At 66.6% G+C, this 16646-nt stretch carries 30 protein-coding genes; 29 read left to right on the plus strand and 1 reads right to left on the minus strand.

The window, feature by feature from the left end; all coding sequences use genetic code 11:
- Window positions 1-81 precede the first annotated feature (81 nt).
- The gene (gene tuf, locus ABZ822_RS16615; RefSeq protein WP_360853516.1) at window positions 82-1275 is read left to right on the plus strand and encodes an elongation factor Tu; all 1194 of its coding nucleotides are present in this window, start codon (window positions 82-84) and stop codon (window positions 1273-1275) included.
- Window positions 1276-1447: 172 nt separating this feature from the next.
- On the opposite strand, the gene ABZ822_RS16620 is transcribed toward tuf, so the two are convergent.
- The gene (locus tag ABZ822_RS16620) at window positions 1448-1576 is read right to left on the minus strand and encodes a hypothetical protein (RefSeq protein WP_360853519.1); all 129 of its coding nucleotides are present in this window, start codon (window positions 1574-1576) and stop codon (window positions 1448-1450) included.
- A gap of 535 nt (window positions 1577-2111) precedes the next feature.
- On the opposite strand from ABZ822_RS16620, the gene rpsJ reads away from it, so the two are divergent.
- The 28 genes from rpsJ (at window position 2112) to rpsK (ending at window position 16634) form a co-directional block, all read left to right on the plus strand.
- Window positions 2112-2420 (plus strand): 30S ribosomal protein S10, encoded by a 309-nt coding sequence (gene rpsJ / locus ABZ822_RS16625; protein ID WP_003948644.1) that lies wholly within the window; start codon window positions 2112-2114, stop codon window positions 2418-2420.
- Between the two features lie 13 nt (window positions 2421-2433).
- Entirely contained in the window at window positions 2434-3078 is a 645-nt protein-coding gene (gene rplC / locus ABZ822_RS16630; RefSeq protein ID WP_254746274.1) for a 50S ribosomal protein L3, read from the plus strand.
- An 8-nt stretch (window positions 3079-3086) separates the two neighbouring features.
- Complete coding sequence (gene rplD / locus ABZ822_RS16635) at window positions 3087-3737, plus strand: 50S ribosomal protein L4 (RefSeq protein ID WP_360853522.1); 651 nt, start codon at window positions 3087-3089, stop codon at window positions 3735-3737.
- Complete coding sequence (gene rplW / locus ABZ822_RS16640) at window positions 3737-4063, plus strand: 50S ribosomal protein L23 (protein ID WP_262705012.1); 327 nt, start codon at window positions 3737-3739, stop codon at window positions 4061-4063. Before rplD ends, rplW begins: the two co-directional genes overlap by 1 nt.
- A 39-nt stretch (window positions 4064-4102) precedes the next feature.
- Window positions 4103-4939: a 50S ribosomal protein L2 gene (gene rplB / locus ABZ822_RS16645; protein WP_360853526.1), complete on the plus strand. Its 837-nt coding sequence runs from the start codon at window positions 4103-4105 to the stop codon at window positions 4937-4939.
- Window positions 4940-4950: 11 nt separating this feature from the next.
- Window positions 4951-5232: a 30S ribosomal protein S19 gene (gene rpsS, locus ABZ822_RS16650; RefSeq protein WP_360853530.1), complete on the plus strand. Its 282-nt coding sequence runs from the start codon at window positions 4951-4953 to the stop codon at window positions 5230-5232.
- Window positions 5233-5278: 46 nt separating this feature from the next.
- Window positions 5279-5626 (plus strand): 50S ribosomal protein L22, encoded by a 348-nt coding sequence (rplV, locus tag ABZ822_RS16655; RefSeq protein ID WP_360853533.1) that lies wholly within the window; start codon window positions 5279-5281, stop codon window positions 5624-5626.
- The gene (rpsC, locus tag ABZ822_RS16660; RefSeq protein ID WP_360853536.1) at window positions 5626-6480 is read left to right on the plus strand and encodes a 30S ribosomal protein S3; all 855 of its coding nucleotides are present in this window, start codon (window positions 5626-5628) and stop codon (window positions 6478-6480) included. The genes rplV and rpsC overlap by 1 nt, the downstream gene beginning before the upstream one ends.
- Window positions 6481-6485: 5 nt before the next feature.
- Entirely contained in the window at window positions 6486-6905 is a 420-nt protein-coding gene (gene rplP, locus ABZ822_RS16665; protein ID WP_055470929.1) for a 50S ribosomal protein L16, read from the plus strand.
- Window positions 6905-7129 (plus strand): 50S ribosomal protein L29, encoded by a 225-nt coding sequence (gene rpmC / locus ABZ822_RS16670; protein WP_009715874.1) that lies wholly within the window; start codon window positions 6905-6907, stop codon window positions 7127-7129. Before rplP ends, rpmC begins: the two co-directional genes overlap by 1 nt.
- On the plus strand, window positions 7129-7413 hold the full coding sequence (gene rpsQ, locus ABZ822_RS16675; RefSeq protein WP_360853540.1) for a 30S ribosomal protein S17: 285 nt from the start codon (window positions 7129-7131) through the stop codon (window positions 7411-7413). Before rpmC ends, rpsQ begins: the two co-directional genes overlap by 1 nt.
- A gap of 128 nt (window positions 7414-7541) precedes the next feature.
- Complete coding sequence (rplN, locus tag ABZ822_RS16680) at window positions 7542-7910, plus strand: 50S ribosomal protein L14 (RefSeq protein WP_003998823.1); 369 nt, start codon at window positions 7542-7544, stop codon at window positions 7908-7910.
- A gap of 3 nt (window positions 7911-7913) precedes the next feature.
- A complete protein-coding gene (gene rplX, locus ABZ822_RS16685; protein WP_030062892.1) occupies window positions 7914-8237 on the plus strand; it encodes a 50S ribosomal protein L24 in 324 nt (107 codons plus the stop codon).
- Window positions 8237-8797 (plus strand): 50S ribosomal protein L5, encoded by a 561-nt coding sequence (gene rplE / locus ABZ822_RS16690; RefSeq protein ID WP_360853544.1) that lies wholly within the window; start codon window positions 8237-8239, stop codon window positions 8795-8797. The genes rplX and rplE overlap by 1 nt, the downstream gene beginning before the upstream one ends.
- Window positions 8798-8802: 5 nt before the next feature.
- A complete protein-coding gene (locus ABZ822_RS16695; RefSeq protein ID WP_003956452.1) occupies window positions 8803-8988 on the plus strand; it encodes a type Z 30S ribosomal protein S14 in 186 nt (61 codons plus the stop codon).
- Between the two features lie 209 nt (window positions 8989-9197).
- Entirely contained in the window at window positions 9198-9596 is a 399-nt protein-coding gene (rpsH, locus tag ABZ822_RS16700) for a 30S ribosomal protein S8 (protein ID WP_360853547.1), read from the plus strand.
- A gap of 20 nt (window positions 9597-9616) precedes the next feature.
- A complete protein-coding gene (gene rplF / locus ABZ822_RS16705) occupies window positions 9617-10156 on the plus strand; it encodes a 50S ribosomal protein L6 (protein WP_360853550.1) in 540 nt (179 codons plus the stop codon).
- Window positions 10157-10159: 3 nt separating this feature from the next.
- The gene (gene rplR, locus ABZ822_RS16710) at window positions 10160-10543 is read left to right on the plus strand and encodes a 50S ribosomal protein L18 (RefSeq protein WP_360853553.1); all 384 of its coding nucleotides are present in this window, start codon (window positions 10160-10162) and stop codon (window positions 10541-10543) included.
- Between the two features lie 68 nt (window positions 10544-10611).
- The gene (gene rpsE / locus ABZ822_RS16715; RefSeq protein ID WP_360853556.1) at window positions 10612-11217 is read left to right on the plus strand and encodes a 30S ribosomal protein S5; all 606 of its coding nucleotides are present in this window, start codon (window positions 10612-10614) and stop codon (window positions 11215-11217) included.
- The gene (gene rpmD, locus ABZ822_RS16720) at window positions 11217-11399 is read left to right on the plus strand and encodes a 50S ribosomal protein L30 (protein ID WP_351511179.1); all 183 of its coding nucleotides are present in this window, start codon (window positions 11217-11219) and stop codon (window positions 11397-11399) included. The genes rpsE and rpmD overlap by 1 nt, the downstream gene beginning before the upstream one ends.
- 1 nt (window position 11400) lies before the next feature.
- Complete coding sequence (rplO, locus tag ABZ822_RS16725) at window positions 11401-11856, plus strand: 50S ribosomal protein L15 (RefSeq protein ID WP_360853559.1); 456 nt, start codon at window positions 11401-11403, stop codon at window positions 11854-11856.
- A 227-nt stretch (window positions 11857-12083) separates the two neighbouring features.
- On the plus strand, window positions 12084-13397 hold the full coding sequence (secY, locus tag ABZ822_RS16730) for a preprotein translocase subunit SecY (protein ID WP_360853562.1): 1314 nt from the start codon (window positions 12084-12086) through the stop codon (window positions 13395-13397).
- A complete protein-coding gene (locus ABZ822_RS16735; protein WP_360853565.1) occupies window positions 13397-14053 on the plus strand; it encodes an adenylate kinase in 657 nt (218 codons plus the stop codon). Before secY ends, ABZ822_RS16735 begins: the two co-directional genes overlap by 1 nt.
- Window positions 14054-14218: 165 nt before the next feature.
- Window positions 14219-15055 carry a type I methionyl aminopeptidase gene (gene map / locus ABZ822_RS16740; RefSeq protein ID WP_360853568.1) on the plus strand — a complete coding sequence of 279 codons (837 nt, stop codon included), beginning with the start codon at window positions 14219-14221 and terminating at the stop codon, window positions 15053-15055.
- Window positions 15056-15199: 144 nt separating this feature from the next.
- A complete protein-coding gene (gene infA / locus ABZ822_RS16745; RefSeq protein WP_003956442.1) occupies window positions 15200-15421 on the plus strand; it encodes a translation initiation factor IF-1 in 222 nt (73 codons plus the stop codon).
- 57 nt (window positions 15422-15478) lie between these two features.
- Window positions 15479-15592 carry a 50S ribosomal protein L36 gene (rpmJ, locus tag ABZ822_RS16750; protein ID WP_003956441.1) on the plus strand — a complete coding sequence of 38 codons (114 nt, stop codon included), beginning with the start codon at window positions 15479-15481 and terminating at the stop codon, window positions 15590-15592.
- A 187-nt stretch (window positions 15593-15779) separates the two neighbouring features.
- Window positions 15780-16160 carry a 30S ribosomal protein S13 gene (gene rpsM / locus ABZ822_RS16755; RefSeq protein WP_360853571.1) on the plus strand — a complete coding sequence of 127 codons (381 nt, stop codon included), beginning with the start codon at window positions 15780-15782 and terminating at the stop codon, window positions 16158-16160.
- A gap of 69 nt (window positions 16161-16229) precedes the next feature.
- Window positions 16230-16634, plus strand: a complete 405-nt coding sequence (gene rpsK / locus ABZ822_RS16760; RefSeq protein WP_009715860.1) for a 30S ribosomal protein S11 — start codon at window positions 16230-16232, stop codon at window positions 16632-16634.
- Window positions 16635-16646: the final 12 nt, after the last annotated feature.

Raw genomic sequence — 16646 nt, forward strand, 5'->3', positions numbered from 1 at the left:
TCCTGGTCGATTCGGTAAGACCACCTGAACCCACTCGCAAAGCGCGGGTGGAGTACAGCACCAGTCCACAGGAGGACCCCAGTGGCGAAGGCGAAGTTCGAGCGGACTAAGCCGCACGTCAACATCGGCACCATCGGTCACATCGACCACGGTAAGACCACTCTTACCGCGGCGATCACCAAGGTGCTGCACGACGCGTACCCGGAGCTGAACGAGGCCTCGGCCTTTGACCAGATCGACAAGGCTCCTGAGGAGCGCCAGCGCGGTATCACGATCTCCATCGCGCACGTCGAGTACCAGACCGAGACGCGTCACTACGCCCACGTTGACTGCCCGGGTCACGCGGACTACATCAAGAACATGATCACCGGTGCGGCGCAGATGGACGGCGCCATCCTCGTGGTCGCCGCGACCGACGGCCCGATGCCGCAGACCAAGGAGCACGTGCTCCTGGCCCGCCAGGTCGGCGTTCCGTACATCGTCGTCGCCCTGAACAAGGCCGACATGGTCGACGACGAGGAGATCCTGGAGCTCGTCGAGCTCGAGGTCCGCGAGCTGCTCTCCGAGTACGAGTTCCCGGGCGACGACGTTCCGGTCGTCAAGGTCTCGGCGCTCAAGGCGCTCGAGGGCGACAAGGAGTGGGGCGAGTCCGTCCTCAACCTGATGAAGGCTGTGGACGAGTCCATCCCGCAGCCCGAGCGTGACGTCGAGAAGCCGTTCCTGATGCCGGTCGAGGACGTTTTCACCATCACCGGTCGCGGCACGGTCGTCACCGGCCGCATCGAGCGTGGTGTCCTCAAGGTCAACGAGAACGTCGACATCATCGGCATCAAGACCGAGAAGACCTCCACCACGGTCACCGGTATCGAGATGTTCCGCAAGCTGCTCGACGAGGGCCAGGCCGGTGAGAACGTCGGTCTGCTCCTCCGTGGCATCAAGCGTGAGGACGTCGAGCGCGGCCAGGTCATCATCAAGCCGGGTTCGGTCACGCCGCACACCGAGTTCGAGGCCCAGGCCTACATCCTGTCGAAGGACGAGGGTGGCCGCCACACCCCGTTCTTCAACAACTACCGCCCGCAGTTCTACTTCCGTACGACTGACGTGACCGGCGTCGTGACCCTCCCCGAGGGCACCGAGATGGTCATGCCGGGCGACAACACCACCATGTCCGTCCAGCTGATCCAGCCGGTCGCCATGGAGGAGGGCCTCAAGTTCGCCATCCGTGAGGGTGGCCGGACCGTGGGCGCCGGCCAGGTCACCAAGATCAACAAGTGACCTGCCGCTCCTAGGAGCAATGGGTGAGGGCTCGTACGGCTTCGGCCGTACGGGCCCTTGCTCGTGCCCGCGTGGGGGAGAGGCGGCTCTGCGCGGGGGAGAGGCGCGCCGGCCTCATGCAGTGAGCCCTGAACTCGCCGTCACCGTCGGGGGGTTGAGCCGGACGAAGCCCTCATGAGGCTCGAGGCCGTCGGCGCCGCGGCAGCCAGTTGATCGCGATCCGCGGTGGTGCGGCTCTGCCTGTCTCCTCCGCGACCTCGTCGAGGGCGTCGACGACGCGGTAGAGGCCCTCGTCGTCCACGGGCGGGCCGATCCTCGCAGATGCCGCGCGGCCGGCTTCCGCGGGCGACGAACGGCCGCGGCGGAGGCGCCCCGTGCCCGCGCGTACCCGCCCATACGGCGCGGACCGGGCGTGATCCATGATCCCGGGCCGCTCGTACGGCCCCGGCTGTGGTGTCGCGATCAGGGTGGTGGGGTACTCTCCTGGGCTCGATTCGCGACCGCCTGGCCCTATATGGCACACTGTCCAGGTTGCTCGGTTGAGTGCCGATGCTGCGCGCCTCCCGCCGGGAGGACTGGAAGCGAGTCCCGCAGTACTCGTCGTCCCTTCTCAGGGGCGGAAGTACGGGAATCTTCCGGGAAGCAAAGCGGGGTACCGACCAGGCACCCGGTGGGTGTCCTTCCCCCGGTCCAGCGGTCTCGTGGCCGCATCCCCCAGCAGGGAAATCCTTCGGGAAATCAGCTGTGAAGGGATTGCGACACGCCCGACCGCGGGGGTCGGCGGTGAAGGTGACCGGGTCCCAGAGCGTTACGAGAGACAGGACTACGAAGTAGCCATGGCGGGACAGAAGATCCGCATCCGGCTCAAGGCCTACGACCACGAGGTCATCGACTCCTCGGCGAAGAAGATCGTCGAGACGGTGACCCGCACTGGTGCGTCGGTCGCGGGCCCGGTGCCGCTGCCCACAGAGAAGAACGTGTACTGCGTCATCAAGTCGCCGCACAAGTACAAGGACTCGCGCGAGCACTTCGAGATGCGTACGCACAAGCGCCTCATCGACATCCTCGACCCCACGCCGAAGACCGTCGACTCGCTCATGCGTCTCGACCTGCCGGCGGGCGTCGACATCGAGATCAAGCTCTGAGGTGACGCGCGAGATGGCTAAGCAGATCAAGGGCGTCCTGGGCGAGAAGCTCGGCATGACGCAGGTGTGGGACGAGAACAACCGCGTCGTCCCGGTCACCGTCGTCAAGGCCGGTCCCTGCGTCGTGACCCAGGTCCGCACCGACGACGCCGACGGCTACGACGCCGTCCAGATCGCCTTCGGCGAGATCGACCCCCGCAAGGTGAACAAGCCCCTCAAGGGCCACTTCGCCAAGGCGGATGTCACCCCGCGCCGCCACCTGGTGGAGCTGCGTACCGCTGACGCCAGCGAGTACACGCTCGGCCAGGAGGTCACCGCCGAGGTGTTCGAGTCCGGTGTCAAGGTCGACGTGACCGGCACCAGCAAGGGCAAGGGCACCGCCGGTGTCATGAAGCGCCACGGCTTCGCCGGCCTCGGCGCCGGCCACGGCACGCAGCGCAAGCACCGCTCGCCCGGCTCCATCGGTGGCTGCGCCACCCCGGGCCGCGTGTTCAAGGGCCTGCGCATGGCCGGCCGCATGGGCAACGAGCGGGTCACCACCCAGAATCTGACCGTTCACGCCGTTGACGCGGAGAAGGGCCTGCTGCTCATCAAGGGCGCAGTTCCTGGTCCGAACGGCGGCCTCGTCCTGGTCCGTACCGCGGCCAAGGGGGCCTGAGGTAACCGATGAGCACCATTGACATCCTTTCGCCGGCAGGCGACAAGGCCGGGACCGTCGAGCTCCCCTCGGAGATCTTCGACGTGCAGGTCAGCGTTCCGCTGATCCACCAGGTCGTCGTCGCCCAGCTGGCCGCTGCCCGCCAGGGCACGCACAAGACCAAGTCGCGCGGCGAGGTCCGCGGCGGTGGCAAGAAGCCGTACCGCCAGAAGGGCACCGGCCGCGCCCGACAGGGTTCGACCCGTGCGCCGCAGTTCGCCGGTGGTGGCGTCGTGCACGGTCCCGTGCCGCGTGACTACTCGCAGCGGACCCCGAAGAAGATGAAGGCCGCCGCCCTGCGCGGTGCCCTCTCCGACCGGGCGCGCCACAACCGCATCCACGTCGTGTCCGGCGTGGTCGAGGGCGACATCTCCACCAAGGCCGCCAAGACCCTGTTCGGCAAGATCAGCGAGCGCAAGAACCTGCTCCTGGTCGTCGACCGGGCCGACGAGGCCGCGTGGCTGTCCGCCCGCAACCTGCCCCAGGTCCACATCCTGGAGCCGGGCCAGCTCAACACGTACGACGTGCTCGTCTCCGACGACGTGGTCTTCACCAAGGCCGCCTTCGAGTCCTTCGTGGCTGGTCCCAAGGCCGCTCAGCTCGAAGGGAGCGACGCCTGATGACTGAGGCGACCGCTGTCACCAGCAAGACCTTCACGGACCCCCGCGACGTCCTCGTCAAGCCGGTGGTCTCCGAGAAGAGCTACGCGCTGCTGGACGAGAACAAGTACACGTTCATCGTCGACCCGCGTGCGAACAAGACCCAGATCAAGCAGGCCGTCGAGGCGGTCTTCTCGGTCAAGGTCACCGGGGTCAACACGATCAACCGCCAGGGCAAGCGCAAGCGCACCCGCACCGGTTTCGGTAAGCGCAAGGACACCAAGCGCGCCATCGTGACCCTTGCCGAGGGCGACCGTATCGACATCTTCGGCGGCCCGGTCTCCTAACGGAGTCCGAGTCGTCCGATATCGGACGAGGACTGAGAAATGGGAATCCGCAAGTACAAGCCGACGACCCCGGGCCGTCGTGGCTCCAGCGTCGCCGACTTCGTCGAGATCACGCGGTCCACGCCGGAGAAGTCGCTGGTCCGCCCGCTGCACAGCAAGGGCGGCCGTAACAACGCCGGTCGTGTGACCGTTCGCCACCAGGGCGGTGGCCACAAGCGCGCCTTCCGCGTGATCGACTTCCGTCGTCACGACAAGGACGGCGTGCCGGCCAAGGTCGCGCACATCGAGTACGACCCGAACCGCACCGCGCGCATCGCGCTCCTGCACTACGCGGACGGCGAGAAGCGCTACATCCTCGCTCCGGCCCGTCTGGGCCAGGGCGACCGGGTCGAGAACGGCCCCGGGGCCGACATCAAGCCCGGCAACAACCTCCCGCTGCGCCACATCCCGGTGGGTACGGTCATCCACGCCATCGAGATGCGTCCCGGCGGCGGCGCGAAGATCGCCCGTTCCGCGGGCTCTTCCGTCCAGCTGCTGGCGAAGGAGGGCACTCACGCCCACCTGCGCATGCCCTCGGGCGAGGTTCGTCTGGTCGACATCCGCTGCCGCGCCACTGTGGGCGAGGTCGGCAACGCCGAGCAGTCGAACATCAACTGGGGCAAGGCCGGCCGCATGCGCTGGAAGGGCGTTCGCCCGACCGTCCGCGGTGTCGCGATGAACCCCGTCGACCACCCGCACGGTGGTGGTGAGGGCAAGACCTCCGGTGGTCGCCACCCGGTCTCGCCCTGGGGTCAGAAGGAGGGCCGTACGCGCTCGCCGAAGAAGGCCAGCAACAAGTACATCGTCCGCCGCCGCAAGACGAACAAGAAGCGCTAGGAGCAGGTTCGATGCCGCGCAGTCTCAAGAAGGGGCCCTTCGTCGACGACCACCTGGGCAAGAAGGTGGACGCACAGAACGACGCAGGCACCAAGAACGTCATCAAGACCTGGTCCCGCCGCTCGATGATCGTCCCGGCCATGCTCGGCCACACGATCGCGGTGCACGACGGCCGCAAGCACGTCCCGGTGTTCGTCACCGAGTCGATGGTCGGCCACAAGCTCGGCGAGTTCGCGCCGACCCGCACCTTCCGCGGCCACGAGAAGGACGACCGCAAGTCGCGGCGTCGCTGATCTGCGGAAACAGCGAAGACCGATGACAGACACCGAAGGGACAACCATGGAAGCCAGGGCCCAGGCGCGGTACATCCGCGTCACGCCCATGAAGGCCCGCCGCGTGGTGGACCTCATCCGTGGCATGAACGCCACGGAGGCTCAGGCGGTCCTGCGATTCGCTCCGCAGGCCGCGAGCGTGACGGTCGGCAAGGTGCTGGACAGCGCCATTGCCAATGCCGCGCACAACTACGACCACACCGACGCCGGCAGCCTCTTCGTATCCGAGGCGTACGTCGACGAGGGCCCGACCCTGAAGCGGTTCCGGCCGCGCGCCCAGGGCCGTGCCTACCGGATCCGCAAGCGGACCAGCCACATCACCGTGGTCGTCAGCAGCAAGGAAGGAACCCGGTAATGGGCCAGAAGGTTAACCCGCACGGGTTCCGCCTCGGCATCACCACGGACTTCAAGTCCCGGTGGTACGCCGACAAGCTGTACAAGGACTACGTCAAGGAAGACGTCGCCATCCGCCGGATGATGACGAAGGGCATGGAGCGCGCCGGTATCTCCAAGGTGGAGATCGAGCGCACCCGTGACCGCGTCCGCGTCGACATCCACACCGCCCGGCCGGGCATCGTCATCGGCCGTCGCGGCGCGGAGGCCGACCGTATCCGCGGCGAGCTGGAGAAGCTCACCGGCAAGCAGGTCCAGCTGAACATCCTCGAGGTCAAGAACCCCGAGACCGATGCCCAGCTGGTCGCGCAGGCCGTCGCCGAGCAGCTGTCCTCCCGCGTCTCCTTCCGTCGCGCCATGCGTAAGAGCATGCAGTCGACGATGAAGGCCGGCGCCAAGGGCATCAAGATCCAGTGCGGTGGCCGTCTCGGCGGCGCCGAGATGTCCCGCTCGGAGTTCTACCGCGAGGGCCGCGTGCCCCTGCACACGCTCCGTGCGAACGTCGACTACGGCTTCTTCGAGGCCAAGACGACCTTCGGCCGTATCGGTGTGAAGGTCTGGATCTACAAGGGCGACGTCAAGAACATCGCCGAGGTCCGCGCCGAGAACGCCGCCGCCCGCGCCGGTAACCGCCCGTCGCGCGGCGCCGGTGACCGCCCGGCCCGTGGTGGCCGTGGTGGCGAGCGCGGCGGCCGCGGCCGCAAGCCGCAGCAGCAGTCGGCTCCGGCTGCCGAGGCCCCCAAGGCCGAGGCTCCCGCCGCTGCCGCTCCGGCTGCCGAGGCTGGTTCCTCCAACGGCACCGGAACGGAGGCCTGACCGTCATGCTGATCCCCCGTAGGGTCAAGCACCGTAAGCAGCACCACCCGAAGCGCAGTGGTATGGCCAAGGGCGGCACCGAGCTTGCGTTCGGCGAGTACGGCATCCAGGCGGTGACTCCGGCCTACGTGACGAACCGTCAGATCGAGTCGGCTCGTATCGCCATGACCCGCCACATCAAGCGTGGCGGCAAGGTCTGGATCAACATCTACCCGGACCGCCCGCTCACGAAGAAGCCGGCCGAGACCCGCATGGGTTCCGGTAAGGGTTCTCCGGAGTGGTGGGTCGCGAACGTCAAGCCCGGTCGGGTGATGTTCGAGCTGTCCTACCCGAACGAGAAGATTGCTCGCGAGGCGCTCACCCGCGCCGCGCACAAGCTTCCGATGAAGTGCCGGATCGTTCGGCGCGAGGCAGGTGAGTCGTGATGGCGGCCGGAACCAAGGCGTCCGAGCTGCGCGAGCTGAACAACGAGGACCTCGTTGGCAAGCTTCGTGAGGCCAAGGAGGAGCTGTTCAACCTCCGCTTCCAGGCGGCGACCGGACAGCTCGAGAACCACGGCCGGCTGAAGGCCGTCCGCAAGGACATCGCCCGGATCTACACCCTGATGCGGGAGCGCGAGCTCGGCATCGAGACGGTGGAGAGCGCCTGATGAGCGAGAAGAATGTGACTGAGCAGAAGACCGAGCGCGGATTCCGCAAGACCCGTGAGGGTCTGGTCGTCAGCGACAAGATGGACAAGACCGTCGTCGTCGCTGTCGAGGACCGCGTCAAGCACGCGCTGTACGGCAAGGTCATCCGCCGTACCAACAAGCTCAAGGCGCACGACGAGCAGAACGCCGCGGGTATCGGCGACCGTGTCCTCCTCATGGAGACCCGGCCGCTGTCCGCGACCAAGCGCTGGCGCGTCGTCGAGATCCTCGAGAAGGCCAAGTAGGCAATTCCCGTCAGGGAATTCCAAAGAAGACAGCCTGAAGGCAACAGCCTTCTGGACAGTTCCGCCAGGCTCGGCAGGGACCGTGACACGGTCCCTGCCGGGAACCGGCAGACGATCAGGAGATAGACGTGATCCAGCAGGAGTCGCGACTGCGAGTCGCCGACAACACTGGTGCGAAGGAGATCCTTTGCATCCGTGTTCTCGGCGGTTCCGGTCGCCGCTACGCGGGCATCGGTGACGTCATCGTCGCCACCGTCAAGGACGCGATCCCCGGTGGCAACGTGAAGAAGGGTGACGTCGTCAAGGCGGTCATCGTGCGCACCGTGAAGGAGCGCCGGCGCCCGGACGGCTCGTACATCCGCTTCGACGAGAACGCGGCCGTCATCCTCAAGAACGATGGCGACCCCCGCGGCACCCGTATCTTCGGCCCCGTGGGCCGCGAGCTGCGCGAGAAGAAGTTCATGAAGATCATCTCCCTCGCGCCGGAGGTGCTGTAACCGATGAAGATCAAGAAGGGCGACCTGGTCCAGGTCATCACCGGTAAGGACAAGGGCAAGCAGGGCAAGGTCATTCAGGCCTTCCCCCGCGAGGACCGCGTCCTGGTCGAGGGTGTCAACCGGGTCAAGAAGCACACCAAGGCCGGCCAGACCGCTCGTGGTTCGAAGACCGGCGGCATCGTGACGACCGAGGCCCCCATCCACGTGAGCAATGTTCAGCTCGTGGTGGAGAAGGACGGCAACAAGGTCGTCACCCGCGTCGGGTACCGCTTCGACGACGAGGGCAACAAGATCCGCGTTGCCAAGCGGACCGGTGAGGACATCTGATGACTGCCACCACCAACGCGCCGCGTCTCAAGACGCGCTACCGCGAAGAGATCCAGGGCAAGCTGAAGGACGAGTTCTCCTACGAGAACGTCATGCAGATCCCTGGCCTGACCAAGATCGTGGTCAACATGGGTGTGGGCGACGCCGCCCGCGACTCCAAGCTGATCGAGGGCGCCATCCGCGACCTCGCCACGATCACCGGCCAGAAGCCGGCCGTCACCAAGGCCCGTAAGTCCATCGCGCAGTTCAAGCTGCGTGAGGGCCAGCCGATCGGTGCCCACGTCACCCTCCGCGGTGACCGCATGTGGGAGTTCCTGGACCGCCTGCTGTCGCTCGCGCTGCCGCGCATCCGCGACTTCCGTGGTCTGTCCCCGAAGCAGTTCGACGGTCGGGGCAACTACACCTTCGGTCTCACCGAGCAGGTCATGTTCCACGAGATCGACCAGGACAAGATCGACCGTACCCGGGGTATGGACATCACCGTGGTCACCACGGCGACCAACGACGATGAGGGCCGCGCTCTCCTTCGTCACCTCGGCTTCCCGTTCAAGGAGGCGTGAGCGAGATGGCGAAGAAGGCTCTGATTGCCAAGGCTGCTCGCAAGCCCAAGTTCGGTGTGCGCGCGTACACCCGCTGCCAGCGCTGCGGCCGTCCGCACTCCGTGTACCGCAAGTTCGGCCTCTGCCGTGTGTGCCTTCGTGAGATGGCTCACCGCGGCGAGCTGCCGGGCGTGACCAAGAGCTCCTGGTAACCAGCCCTTACGGGCTGCTACCGGACTCTTGGTAAGCATCTGGTCGGCAGGAAGCCCTCCTCACGTCCCCTAGGATTGTGGGGTTGGGCGCCTGCCGCCCAAGACCGTCTTACTACGCCGTAGGTCCCCGCACCGCACCCGTCCCGGCTTGTTCCGGGGAGAGGGATGGAGCAGACAGGAAACCCCGGCGAGAGAGGCCGAAGGCCATCATGACCATGACCGATCCGATCGCAGACATGCTGACGCGTCTGCGAAACGCGAACTCGGCGTACCACGACTCCGTGTCGATGCCGCACAGCAAGATCAAGTCGCACATCGCGGAGATCCTCCAGCAGGAGGGCTTCATCACCGGCTGGAAGGTCGAGGACGCCGAGGTCGGCAAGAACCTCGTCCTCGAGCTGAAGTTCGGCCCCAACCGCGAGCGCTCGATCGCCGGCATCAAGCGGATTTCGAAGCCGGGTCTGCGGGTCTACGCAAAGTCCACCAACCTGCCGAAGGTGCTCGGCGGCCTGGGCGTGGCGATCATCTCCACGTCCCACGGTCTCCTCACCGACAAGCAGGCCAGCAAGAAGGGTGTGGGCGGGGAAGTCCTCGCCTACGTCTGGTAGTCGGGAACGGAGGAACAGCAATGTCGCGTATCGGCAAGCTCCCCATCCCGGTTCCCGCCGGCGTGGACGTCACCATCGATGGCCGGACGGTCTCGGTGAAGGGCCCCAAGGGTTCCCTCTCCACCACCGTTTCCGCGCCGATCGAGATCGCCAAGGGCGAAGACGGCACCCTCGCGGTGTCCCGCCCCAACGACGAGCGTCAGAACAAGGCCCTCCACGGCCTGTCCCGCACGCTGGTGGCGAACATGATCACCGGCGTGACCACGGGATACGTCAAGAGGCTCGAGATCAGCGGTGTCGGCTACCGCGTCCAGGCCAAGGGCTCCAACCTGGAGTTCTCCCTGGGCTACAGCCACCCGATTCTCGTCGAGGCCCCCGAGGGCATCACCTTCAAGGTGGAGTCCCCGACCAAGCTGAGCGTCGAGGGCATCGACAAGCAGAAGGTCGGCGAGGTGGCCGCGAACATCCGCAAGCTGCGCAAGCCCGACCCGTACAAGGCCAAGGGCGTCAAGTACGAGGGCGAAGTCATCCGCCGCAAGGTCGGAAAGGCTGGTAAGTAAGCCATGACATACGGTGTGAAGATCGCCAAGGGCAAGGCCTACAAGGGCGCTGCTCTCAAGCGTCGCCACATCCGCGTCCGCAAGCGGGTCTCCGGTACGCCGGAGCGTCCGCGCCTGGTCGTGACGCGGTCGAACCGCCACATGGTCGCGCAGGTCATCGACGACATCGCGGGCCACACGCTGGCCTCGGCGTCGTCGCTGGACACGTCGATCCGCAGCGGTGAGGGTGACAAGAGCGCTCAGGCCAAGCAGGTCGGCGCCCTGGTCGCCGAGCGTGCCAAGGCCGCCGGCGTGGAGGCCGTCGTGTTCGACCGCGGTGGCAACAAGTACGCCGGGCGCATCGCCGCCCTGGCCGACGCCGCCCGCGAAGCCGGGCTCAAGTTCTGAGCCGCCCGTCGCGCCAGCGACCTTGTGTCGCTGCGTAGCTAGCGGATTAAACGAGAGAGGTAATTCCAATGGCTGGACCCCAGCGCCGCGGTGGCGGCGCCGGTGGCGGCGAGCGGCGGGACCGGAAGGACCGGCGGGACGGCGGCTCTGCTGCCGAGAAGACCGCCTACGTCGAGCGTGTCGTCGCGATCAACCGCGTCGCCAAGGTTGTGAAGGGTGGTCGTCGCTTCAGCTTCACCGCGCTGGTCGTGGTGGGCGACGGTGACGGCACCGTGGGTGTCGGATACGGCAAGGCCAAGGAGGTGCCGGCCGCCATCGCCAAGGGTGTTGAGGAGGCCAAGAAGCACTTCTTCAAGGTCCCCCGGATCCAGGGCACCATCCCGCACCCCATCCAGGGCGAGAAGGCTGCGGGCATCGTCCTGCTCAAGCCGGCTTCCCCCGGTACCGGTGTGATCGCCGGTGGCCCGGTGCGCGCCGTTCTGGAGTGCGCGGGCATCCACGACGTGCTGAGCAAGTCGCTCGGTTCGTCGAACCCGATCAACATCGTGCACGCCACGGTGACGGCTCTCCAGGGGCTGCAGCGTCCCGAGGAGATCGCCGCCCGTCGTGGCCTGCCGCTGGAGGACGTCGCCCCCGCCGCTCTGCTGCGGGCGCGTGCCGGGGTGGGTGCGTAATGGCCCGCCTCAAGATCACGCAGACGAAGTCCTACATCGGCAGCAAGCAGAACCACCGCGACACCCTGCGTTCGCTCGGGCTCAAGCGCCTGAACGACGTGGTGGTCAAGGAGGACCGTCCCGAGATCCGCGGCATGGCCAACACCGTGCGCCACCTCGTGACGGTTGAGGAGGTCGACTGACATGGCGGAGGACAAGCCGCTGAAGGTCCACAACCTCCGGCCCGCCCCGGGCGCCAAGACCGCCAAGACCCGTGTCGGTCGTGGTGAGGCGTCCAAGGGTAAGACCGCAGGTCGTGGCACCAAGGGCACCAAGGCCCGCTACCAGGTTCCGGAGCGCTTCGAGGGTGGGCAGATGCCCCTCCACATGCGTCTCCCGAAGCTCAAGGGCTTCAAGAACCCCTTCCGCACCGAGTACCAGGTCGTCAACCTGGACAAGCTGGCCGCGCTCTACCCGCAGGGTGGCGAGGTCACGGTGGCCGACCTGGTCGCCAAGGGTGCGGTGCGCAAGAACCAGCTCGTGAAGGTGCTGGGCACCGGCGAGGTCTCCGTGGCGCTGCAGGTGACGGTCGACGCCGTCTCCGGCTCCGCCAAGGAGAAGATCACCGCCGCCGGCGGCACTGTCACCGAGCTCGTCTGAGCACGATGACGCATTCAGCCGGGGATGCCTCTCATGAGGCATCCCCGGTTGGTCGTTCCACGGGGGACATGTCCGCCGGTAAGGTGGCGTGCGGTGTTGCTTGCAGCACCTGGGGCCCTGCTCCGGGCCGCGCGGTCCGCATCCGCGCGGCTTTTGACTGACCAGTACTCGTCGACTTTCTAGACCGTCACCTCTCGCGCCGATACGCGGGGGTCGCAGGAGGCACCGTGCTCACCGCGTTCGCCCGGGCGTTCAAGACGCCCGACCTGCGCAAGAAGCTGCTCTTCACGCTGGGCGTCATCGTGCTGTTCCGGCTCGGGGCACACATCCCGATCCCCGGGGTCAGCTACCCGAACGTCAACTACTGCATGAAGCAGGCCGAGGGCAGCCAGGGGCTGTTCGGTCTGGTCAACATGTTCAGCGGCGGCGCTCTGCTGCAGGTCACGATTTTTGCGCTCGGCATCATGCCGTACATCACGGCGAGCATCATCCTGCAGCTGCTGACCGTGGTCATTCCCCGGCTGGAGGCCCTGAAGAAGGAGGGGCAGTCCGGGCAGGCGAAGATCACGCAGTACACCCGCTATCTGACGGTCGCCCTCGCCGTACTCCAGGGCACCGGCCTCGTGGCCACCGCCCGCTCCGGCTCCCTCTTCCCGCAGTGCACTCGCAACGCGGACATCATCCCGGACCAGTCGATCTTCGTGACCGTCGTCATGGTCATCACCATGACCGCCGGTACCGCGCTGATCATGTGGCTCGGCGAGCTGATCACCGACCGCGGTATCGGCAACGGCATGTCGATCCTGATGTTCATCTCGATCGCCGCGAGCTTCCCGCAGGCCCTGTGGGCGATCAAGCTCGAAGGCAAGATCCTCGACGGCTGGCTGGAGTTCGGCATCGTGATCCTGGTCGGGCTCGCGATGGTCGGCCTCGTGGTCTTCGTCGAACAGGCTCAGCGCCGCATTCCGGTGCAGTACGCGAAGCGCATGATCGGCCGCAGGTCCTACGGCGGCACCTCGACCTACATTCCGCTGAAGGTCAACCAGGCGGGTGTGATTCCCGTCATCTTCGCGTCCTCGCTGCTCTACATTCCCGCCCTGCTGGTGCAGTTCAGCAACTCCAAGGAGCCCTGGGCTCAGTGGATCCAGCAGCATCTGACGCAGGGGACCGGCCCGTATTACCTGGGCACGTACTTCCTCCTCATCGTTTTCTTCGCCTTCTTCTATGTGGCCATCTCGTTCAACCCCGAGGAAGTCGCCGACAACATGAAGAAGTATGGTGGCTTCATCCCGGGCATCCGGGCTGGTCGACCCACTGCTGAGTACCTGAGCTACGTGCTCAATCGGATCACCTGGCCGGGGTCGCTGTACCTGGGCTTGATCGCACTTGTGCCGACAACGGCGTTGGCAGGCTTCGGAGCGAACCAGAACTTCCCGTTCGGTGGGACGAGCATCCTGATCATCGTGGGTGTGGGTCTGGAGACCGTCAAGCAGATCGAGAGCCAGCTTCAGCAGCGTAACTACGAAGGGTTCCTCCGCTGATGCGAATCGTCCTCGTCGGGCCTCCCGGGGCCGGGAAGGGTACGCAGGCCGCGTACCTCGCCGAGAACCTGTCGATCCCGCACATCTCCACGGGCGACCTGTTCCGCGCCAACATCAGCCAGGGCACGCCCCTGGGCCGCCAGGCGAAGGAGTACATGGACGCCGGCGAGCTGGTACCCGACGAGGTGACCATCGGTATGGCCAAGGACCGGCTCGAGCAGCCGGACGCCGCCGGTGGATGCCTGCTGGACGGCTTCCCGAGGAATCTCAGCCAGGCGCAGGCGCTCGACGTGATCCTCGAGGAGAAGAGCATCGGGCTCGACGCCGTGCTCGACCTGGAGGTCCCCGAGGAAGAGGTCGTCAAGCGGATCGCGGGTCGCCGGACCTGCCGGAACAACAGCGCGCACACCTTCCACGTCCAGTACAAGCCGCCGAAGGCGGACGGAGTCTGCGACGAGTGCGGCGGCGAGCTGTACCAGCGCGAGGACGACAGCGAGGAAACGGTCCGCAAGCGGCTCGAGGTCTACCACGAGCAGACCGAGCCGATCATCGACTACTACAAGACCCAGGGCCTGGTCGTGACGATCTCGGCCCTCGGCAAGGTGGCCGAGGTCACGCAGCGGGCCATGGAGGCCCTGCGGCAGAAGGCCGCCTGAGTTCGACGACGGCGTCATGACGGCCGCGGTGTTCCTCATGGGCACCGCGGCCGAGCGCTGTCGGGAGCCGTTACCGTAGAGCGGTAACGGAAGACGGAGAAAGAACAGCGGAGGGCGACCACCTCCGCGGGAGCGGCGGCTGGGCCCGCCGGAGGAGCGGCACCGATGGTAGAGATCAAGACCCCGGAGCAGATCGCGAAGATGCGCGAGGCGGGGCTGGTCGTGGCCGCGGTGCACGCGGCCTGCCGGGAGGCCGCCGTCCCGGGCGCCACCACCAAGGACCTGGACGACACCGCGCGCAAGGTCCTCGCCGAGCACGGCGCCAAGTCCAACTTCCTCGGCTACGGCGGCTTTCCCGCCACCATCTGCACCTCGGCCAACGAGGTCGTGGTCCACGGCATCCCGGACACGGACACCGTGCTGAAGGACGGTGACCTCCTCTCCATCGACGCCGGGGCCATCGTCGACGGTTGGCACGGCGACGCGGCGATCACGGTCTTCGTGGGCTCCGGTCACGCTCCGGAACTGCATGAACTCAGCCGGGTCACCGAGGAGTCCATGTGGGCCGGCATCGCCGCGGTCCAGCAGGGCAACCGGCTGGTCGACATCTCCAAGGCGATCGAGGGCTACATCCGCCGTCAGCCGCGTCCGGCCACCGGCAAGTACGGGATCATCGAGGACTACGGCGGCCACGGCATCGGTTCCGAGATGCACATGGACCCGCACCTGCTCAACTACGTGGACCGCAGGCGCGGTCGGGGCCCGCGGCTGGTGCCCGGCTTCTGCATCGCGATCGAGCCCATGGTGAGCCTCGGTACCCCGCGCACCCATGTCCTCGAGGACGACTGGACGGTCAAGACCGACGACGGGACGTGGAGCAGCCACTGGGAGCACTCGGTCGCGCTGACCGAGGCCGGCCCTCTCGTGCTGACCGCCGTCGACGGCGGCAAGGCGAAGCTCGCCGAGCTGGGCGTCACCGCCGCCCCTGACCCCCTGGGTTAAGGATCTTGGTGGCCGGGCAGATTCCAGGCCCGATTTCGTCTTTCAGGATGCCCTGACGTAGACTGATGCGTCGGCTCTCGTGCATCCGTATGTCCGCATGCGCGCGCGAGGGCTGATCAAGGTAGCCGATTCGAAGGGCGAAGCGTGGCCAAGAAGCAAGGTGCCATCGAGATCGAGGGCACCGTGATCGAGTCCCTCCCGAACGCCATGTTCAAGGTGGAGCTCCAGAACGGTCACAAGGTCCTCGCGCACATCAGCGGCAAGATGCGGATGCACTACATCCGTATCCTCCCGGATGACCGGGTCGTTGTGGAGCTGTCTCCGTACGACCTGACGCGCGGTCGGATCGTCTACCGCTACAAGTAGATCTTGCCCCGCCCCCTCCCGTGGGGTGCGGCACTGACCCGGAGAACCTCACATCCCATGAAGGTCAAGCCGAGCGTCAAGAAGATCTGCGACAAGTGCAAGGTGATCCGCCGTCACGGCCGGGTCATGGTCATCTGCGACAACCTGCGCCACAAGCAGCGCCAGGGCTGACGCACGCCGACCTGCACTTCGCAGTTCTTCGCGCGACGTACGCGACACACATACATACGCAGTCACCCGATTCCGCTCCTGAGGCGGGTCGACACCCTCGGTCGGAGGCCGGGGACCCGGTACGTACCTGGTACGGCGGCCGGGACCGGTGCTGCGGAAGACCTCCGCAAGTCAACAGGAGCCATGAATGGCACGCCTTGCAGGCGTTGACCTCCCGCGTGAGAAGCGCGTGGAGGTTGCCCTCACCTATGTCTTCGGCATCGGGCGCACCCGCGCTCAGGAGACGCTGAAGAACACCGGTGTGAACCCCGACACCCGCGTTCGCGACCTGGGCGAAGAGGACCTGGTCAAGATCCGCGAGTACGTCGACGCGAACTACAAGACCGAGGGTGACCTCCGTCGCGAGATCCAGGCCGACATCCGCCGCAAGGTCGAGATCGGTTGCTACCAGGGTCTTCGCCACCGCCGTGGCCTTCCGGTCCACGGTCAGCGGACTCACACCAACGCCCGCACCCGCAAGGGCCCGCGTCGCGCGATCGCCGGCAAGAAGAAGCCGGGCAAGAAGTAGTCCTCACCGGACGCTGCCGAGCGGTCCGAGCTGTAGGACCGACCACCTCCACGGGAGAAGATTCACTCAATGCCTCCGAAGAGCCGTACGGCCGGCGCCAAGAAGGTGCGCCGCAAGGAGAAGAAGAACGTCGCCCACGGGCACGCTCACATCAAGAGCACGTTCAACAACACGATCGTCTCGATCACCGACCCGACCGGGAACGTGATCTCTTGGGCCTCGGCCGGCCACGTCGGCTTCAAGGGCTCGCGCAAGTCCACCCCCTTCGCCGCGCAGATGGCCGCCGAGTCGGCCGCCCGCCGCGCGCAGGAGCACGGCATGCGCAAGGTCGACGTCTTCGTCAAGGGTCCCGGCTCCGGCCGTGAGACCGCGATCCGCTCCCTCCAGGCCACGGGCCTCGAGGTCGGTTCGATCCAGGACGTCACCCCCACCCCGCACAACGGATGCCGCCCGCCCAAGCGCCGCCGCGTCTGATCATCTGAGGTA

It is taken from the genome of Streptomyces sp. NPDC047108, from assembly GCF_040643575.1.
GTDB lineage: Bacteria > Actinomycetota > Actinomycetes > Streptomycetales > Streptomycetaceae > Streptomyces.

Coding starts and splice junctions, on each gene's coding strand:
- rpsJ (WP_003948644.1), top strand. CDS start 2,112: ATGGCGGGACAGAAGATCCGCATCCGGCTCAAGGCCTACGACCACGAG.
- rplC (WP_254746274.1), top strand. CDS start 2,434: ATGGCTAAGCAGATCAAGGGCGTCCTGGGCGAGAAGCTCGGCATGACG.
- rplD (WP_360853522.1), top strand. CDS start 3,087: ATGAGCACCATTGACATCCTTTCGCCGGCAGGCGACAAGGCCGGGACC.
- rplW (WP_262705012.1), top strand. CDS start 3,737: ATGACTGAGGCGACCGCTGTCACCAGCAAGACCTTCACGGACCCCCGC.
- rplB (WP_360853526.1), top strand. CDS start 4,103: ATGGGAATCCGCAAGTACAAGCCGACGACCCCGGGCCGTCGTGGCTCC.
- rpsS (WP_360853530.1), top strand. CDS start 4,951: ATGCCGCGCAGTCTCAAGAAGGGGCCCTTCGTCGACGACCACCTGGGC.
- rplV (WP_360853533.1), top strand. CDS start 5,279: ATGGAAGCCAGGGCCCAGGCGCGGTACATCCGCGTCACGCCCATGAAG.
- rpsC (WP_360853536.1), top strand. CDS start 5,626: ATGGGCCAGAAGGTTAACCCGCACGGGTTCCGCCTCGGCATCACCACG.
- rplP (WP_055470929.1), top strand. CDS start 6,486: ATGCTGATCCCCCGTAGGGTCAAGCACCGTAAGCAGCACCACCCGAAG.
- rpmC (WP_009715874.1), top strand. CDS start 6,905: ATGGCGGCCGGAACCAAGGCGTCCGAGCTGCGCGAGCTGAACAACGAG.
- rpsQ (WP_360853540.1), top strand. CDS start 7,129: ATGAGCGAGAAGAATGTGACTGAGCAGAAGACCGAGCGCGGATTCCGC.
- rplX (WP_030062892.1), top strand. CDS start 7,914: ATGAAGATCAAGAAGGGCGACCTGGTCCAGGTCATCACCGGTAAGGAC.
- rplE (WP_360853544.1), top strand. CDS start 8,237: ATGACTGCCACCACCAACGCGCCGCGTCTCAAGACGCGCTACCGCGAA.
- ABZ822_RS16695 (WP_003956452.1), top strand. CDS start 8,803: ATGGCGAAGAAGGCTCTGATTGCCAAGGCTGCTCGCAAGCCCAAGTTC.
- rpsH (WP_360853547.1), top strand. CDS start 9,198: ATGACCATGACCGATCCGATCGCAGACATGCTGACGCGTCTGCGAAAC.
- rplF (WP_360853550.1), top strand. CDS start 9,617: ATGTCGCGTATCGGCAAGCTCCCCATCCCGGTTCCCGCCGGCGTGGAC.
- rplR (WP_360853553.1), top strand. CDS start 10,160: ATGACATACGGTGTGAAGATCGCCAAGGGCAAGGCCTACAAGGGCGCT.
- rpsE (WP_360853556.1), top strand. CDS start 10,612: ATGGCTGGACCCCAGCGCCGCGGTGGCGGCGCCGGTGGCGGCGAGCGG.
- rpmD (WP_351511179.1), top strand. CDS start 11,217: ATGGCCCGCCTCAAGATCACGCAGACGAAGTCCTACATCGGCAGCAAG.
- rplO (WP_360853559.1), top strand. CDS start 11,401: ATGGCGGAGGACAAGCCGCTGAAGGTCCACAACCTCCGGCCCGCCCCG.
- ABZ822_RS16735 (WP_360853565.1), top strand. CDS start 13,397: ATGCGAATCGTCCTCGTCGGGCCTCCCGGGGCCGGGAAGGGTACGCAG.
- map (WP_360853568.1), top strand. CDS start 14,219: ATGGTAGAGATCAAGACCCCGGAGCAGATCGCGAAGATGCGCGAGGCG.
- rpmJ (WP_003956441.1), top strand. CDS start 15,479: ATGAAGGTCAAGCCGAGCGTCAAGAAGATCTGCGACAAGTGCAAGGTG.
- rpsM (WP_360853571.1), top strand. CDS start 15,780: ATGGCACGCCTTGCAGGCGTTGACCTCCCGCGTGAGAAGCGCGTGGAG.
- rpsK (WP_009715860.1), top strand. CDS start 16,230: ATGCCTCCGAAGAGCCGTACGGCCGGCGCCAAGAAGGTGCGCCGCAAG.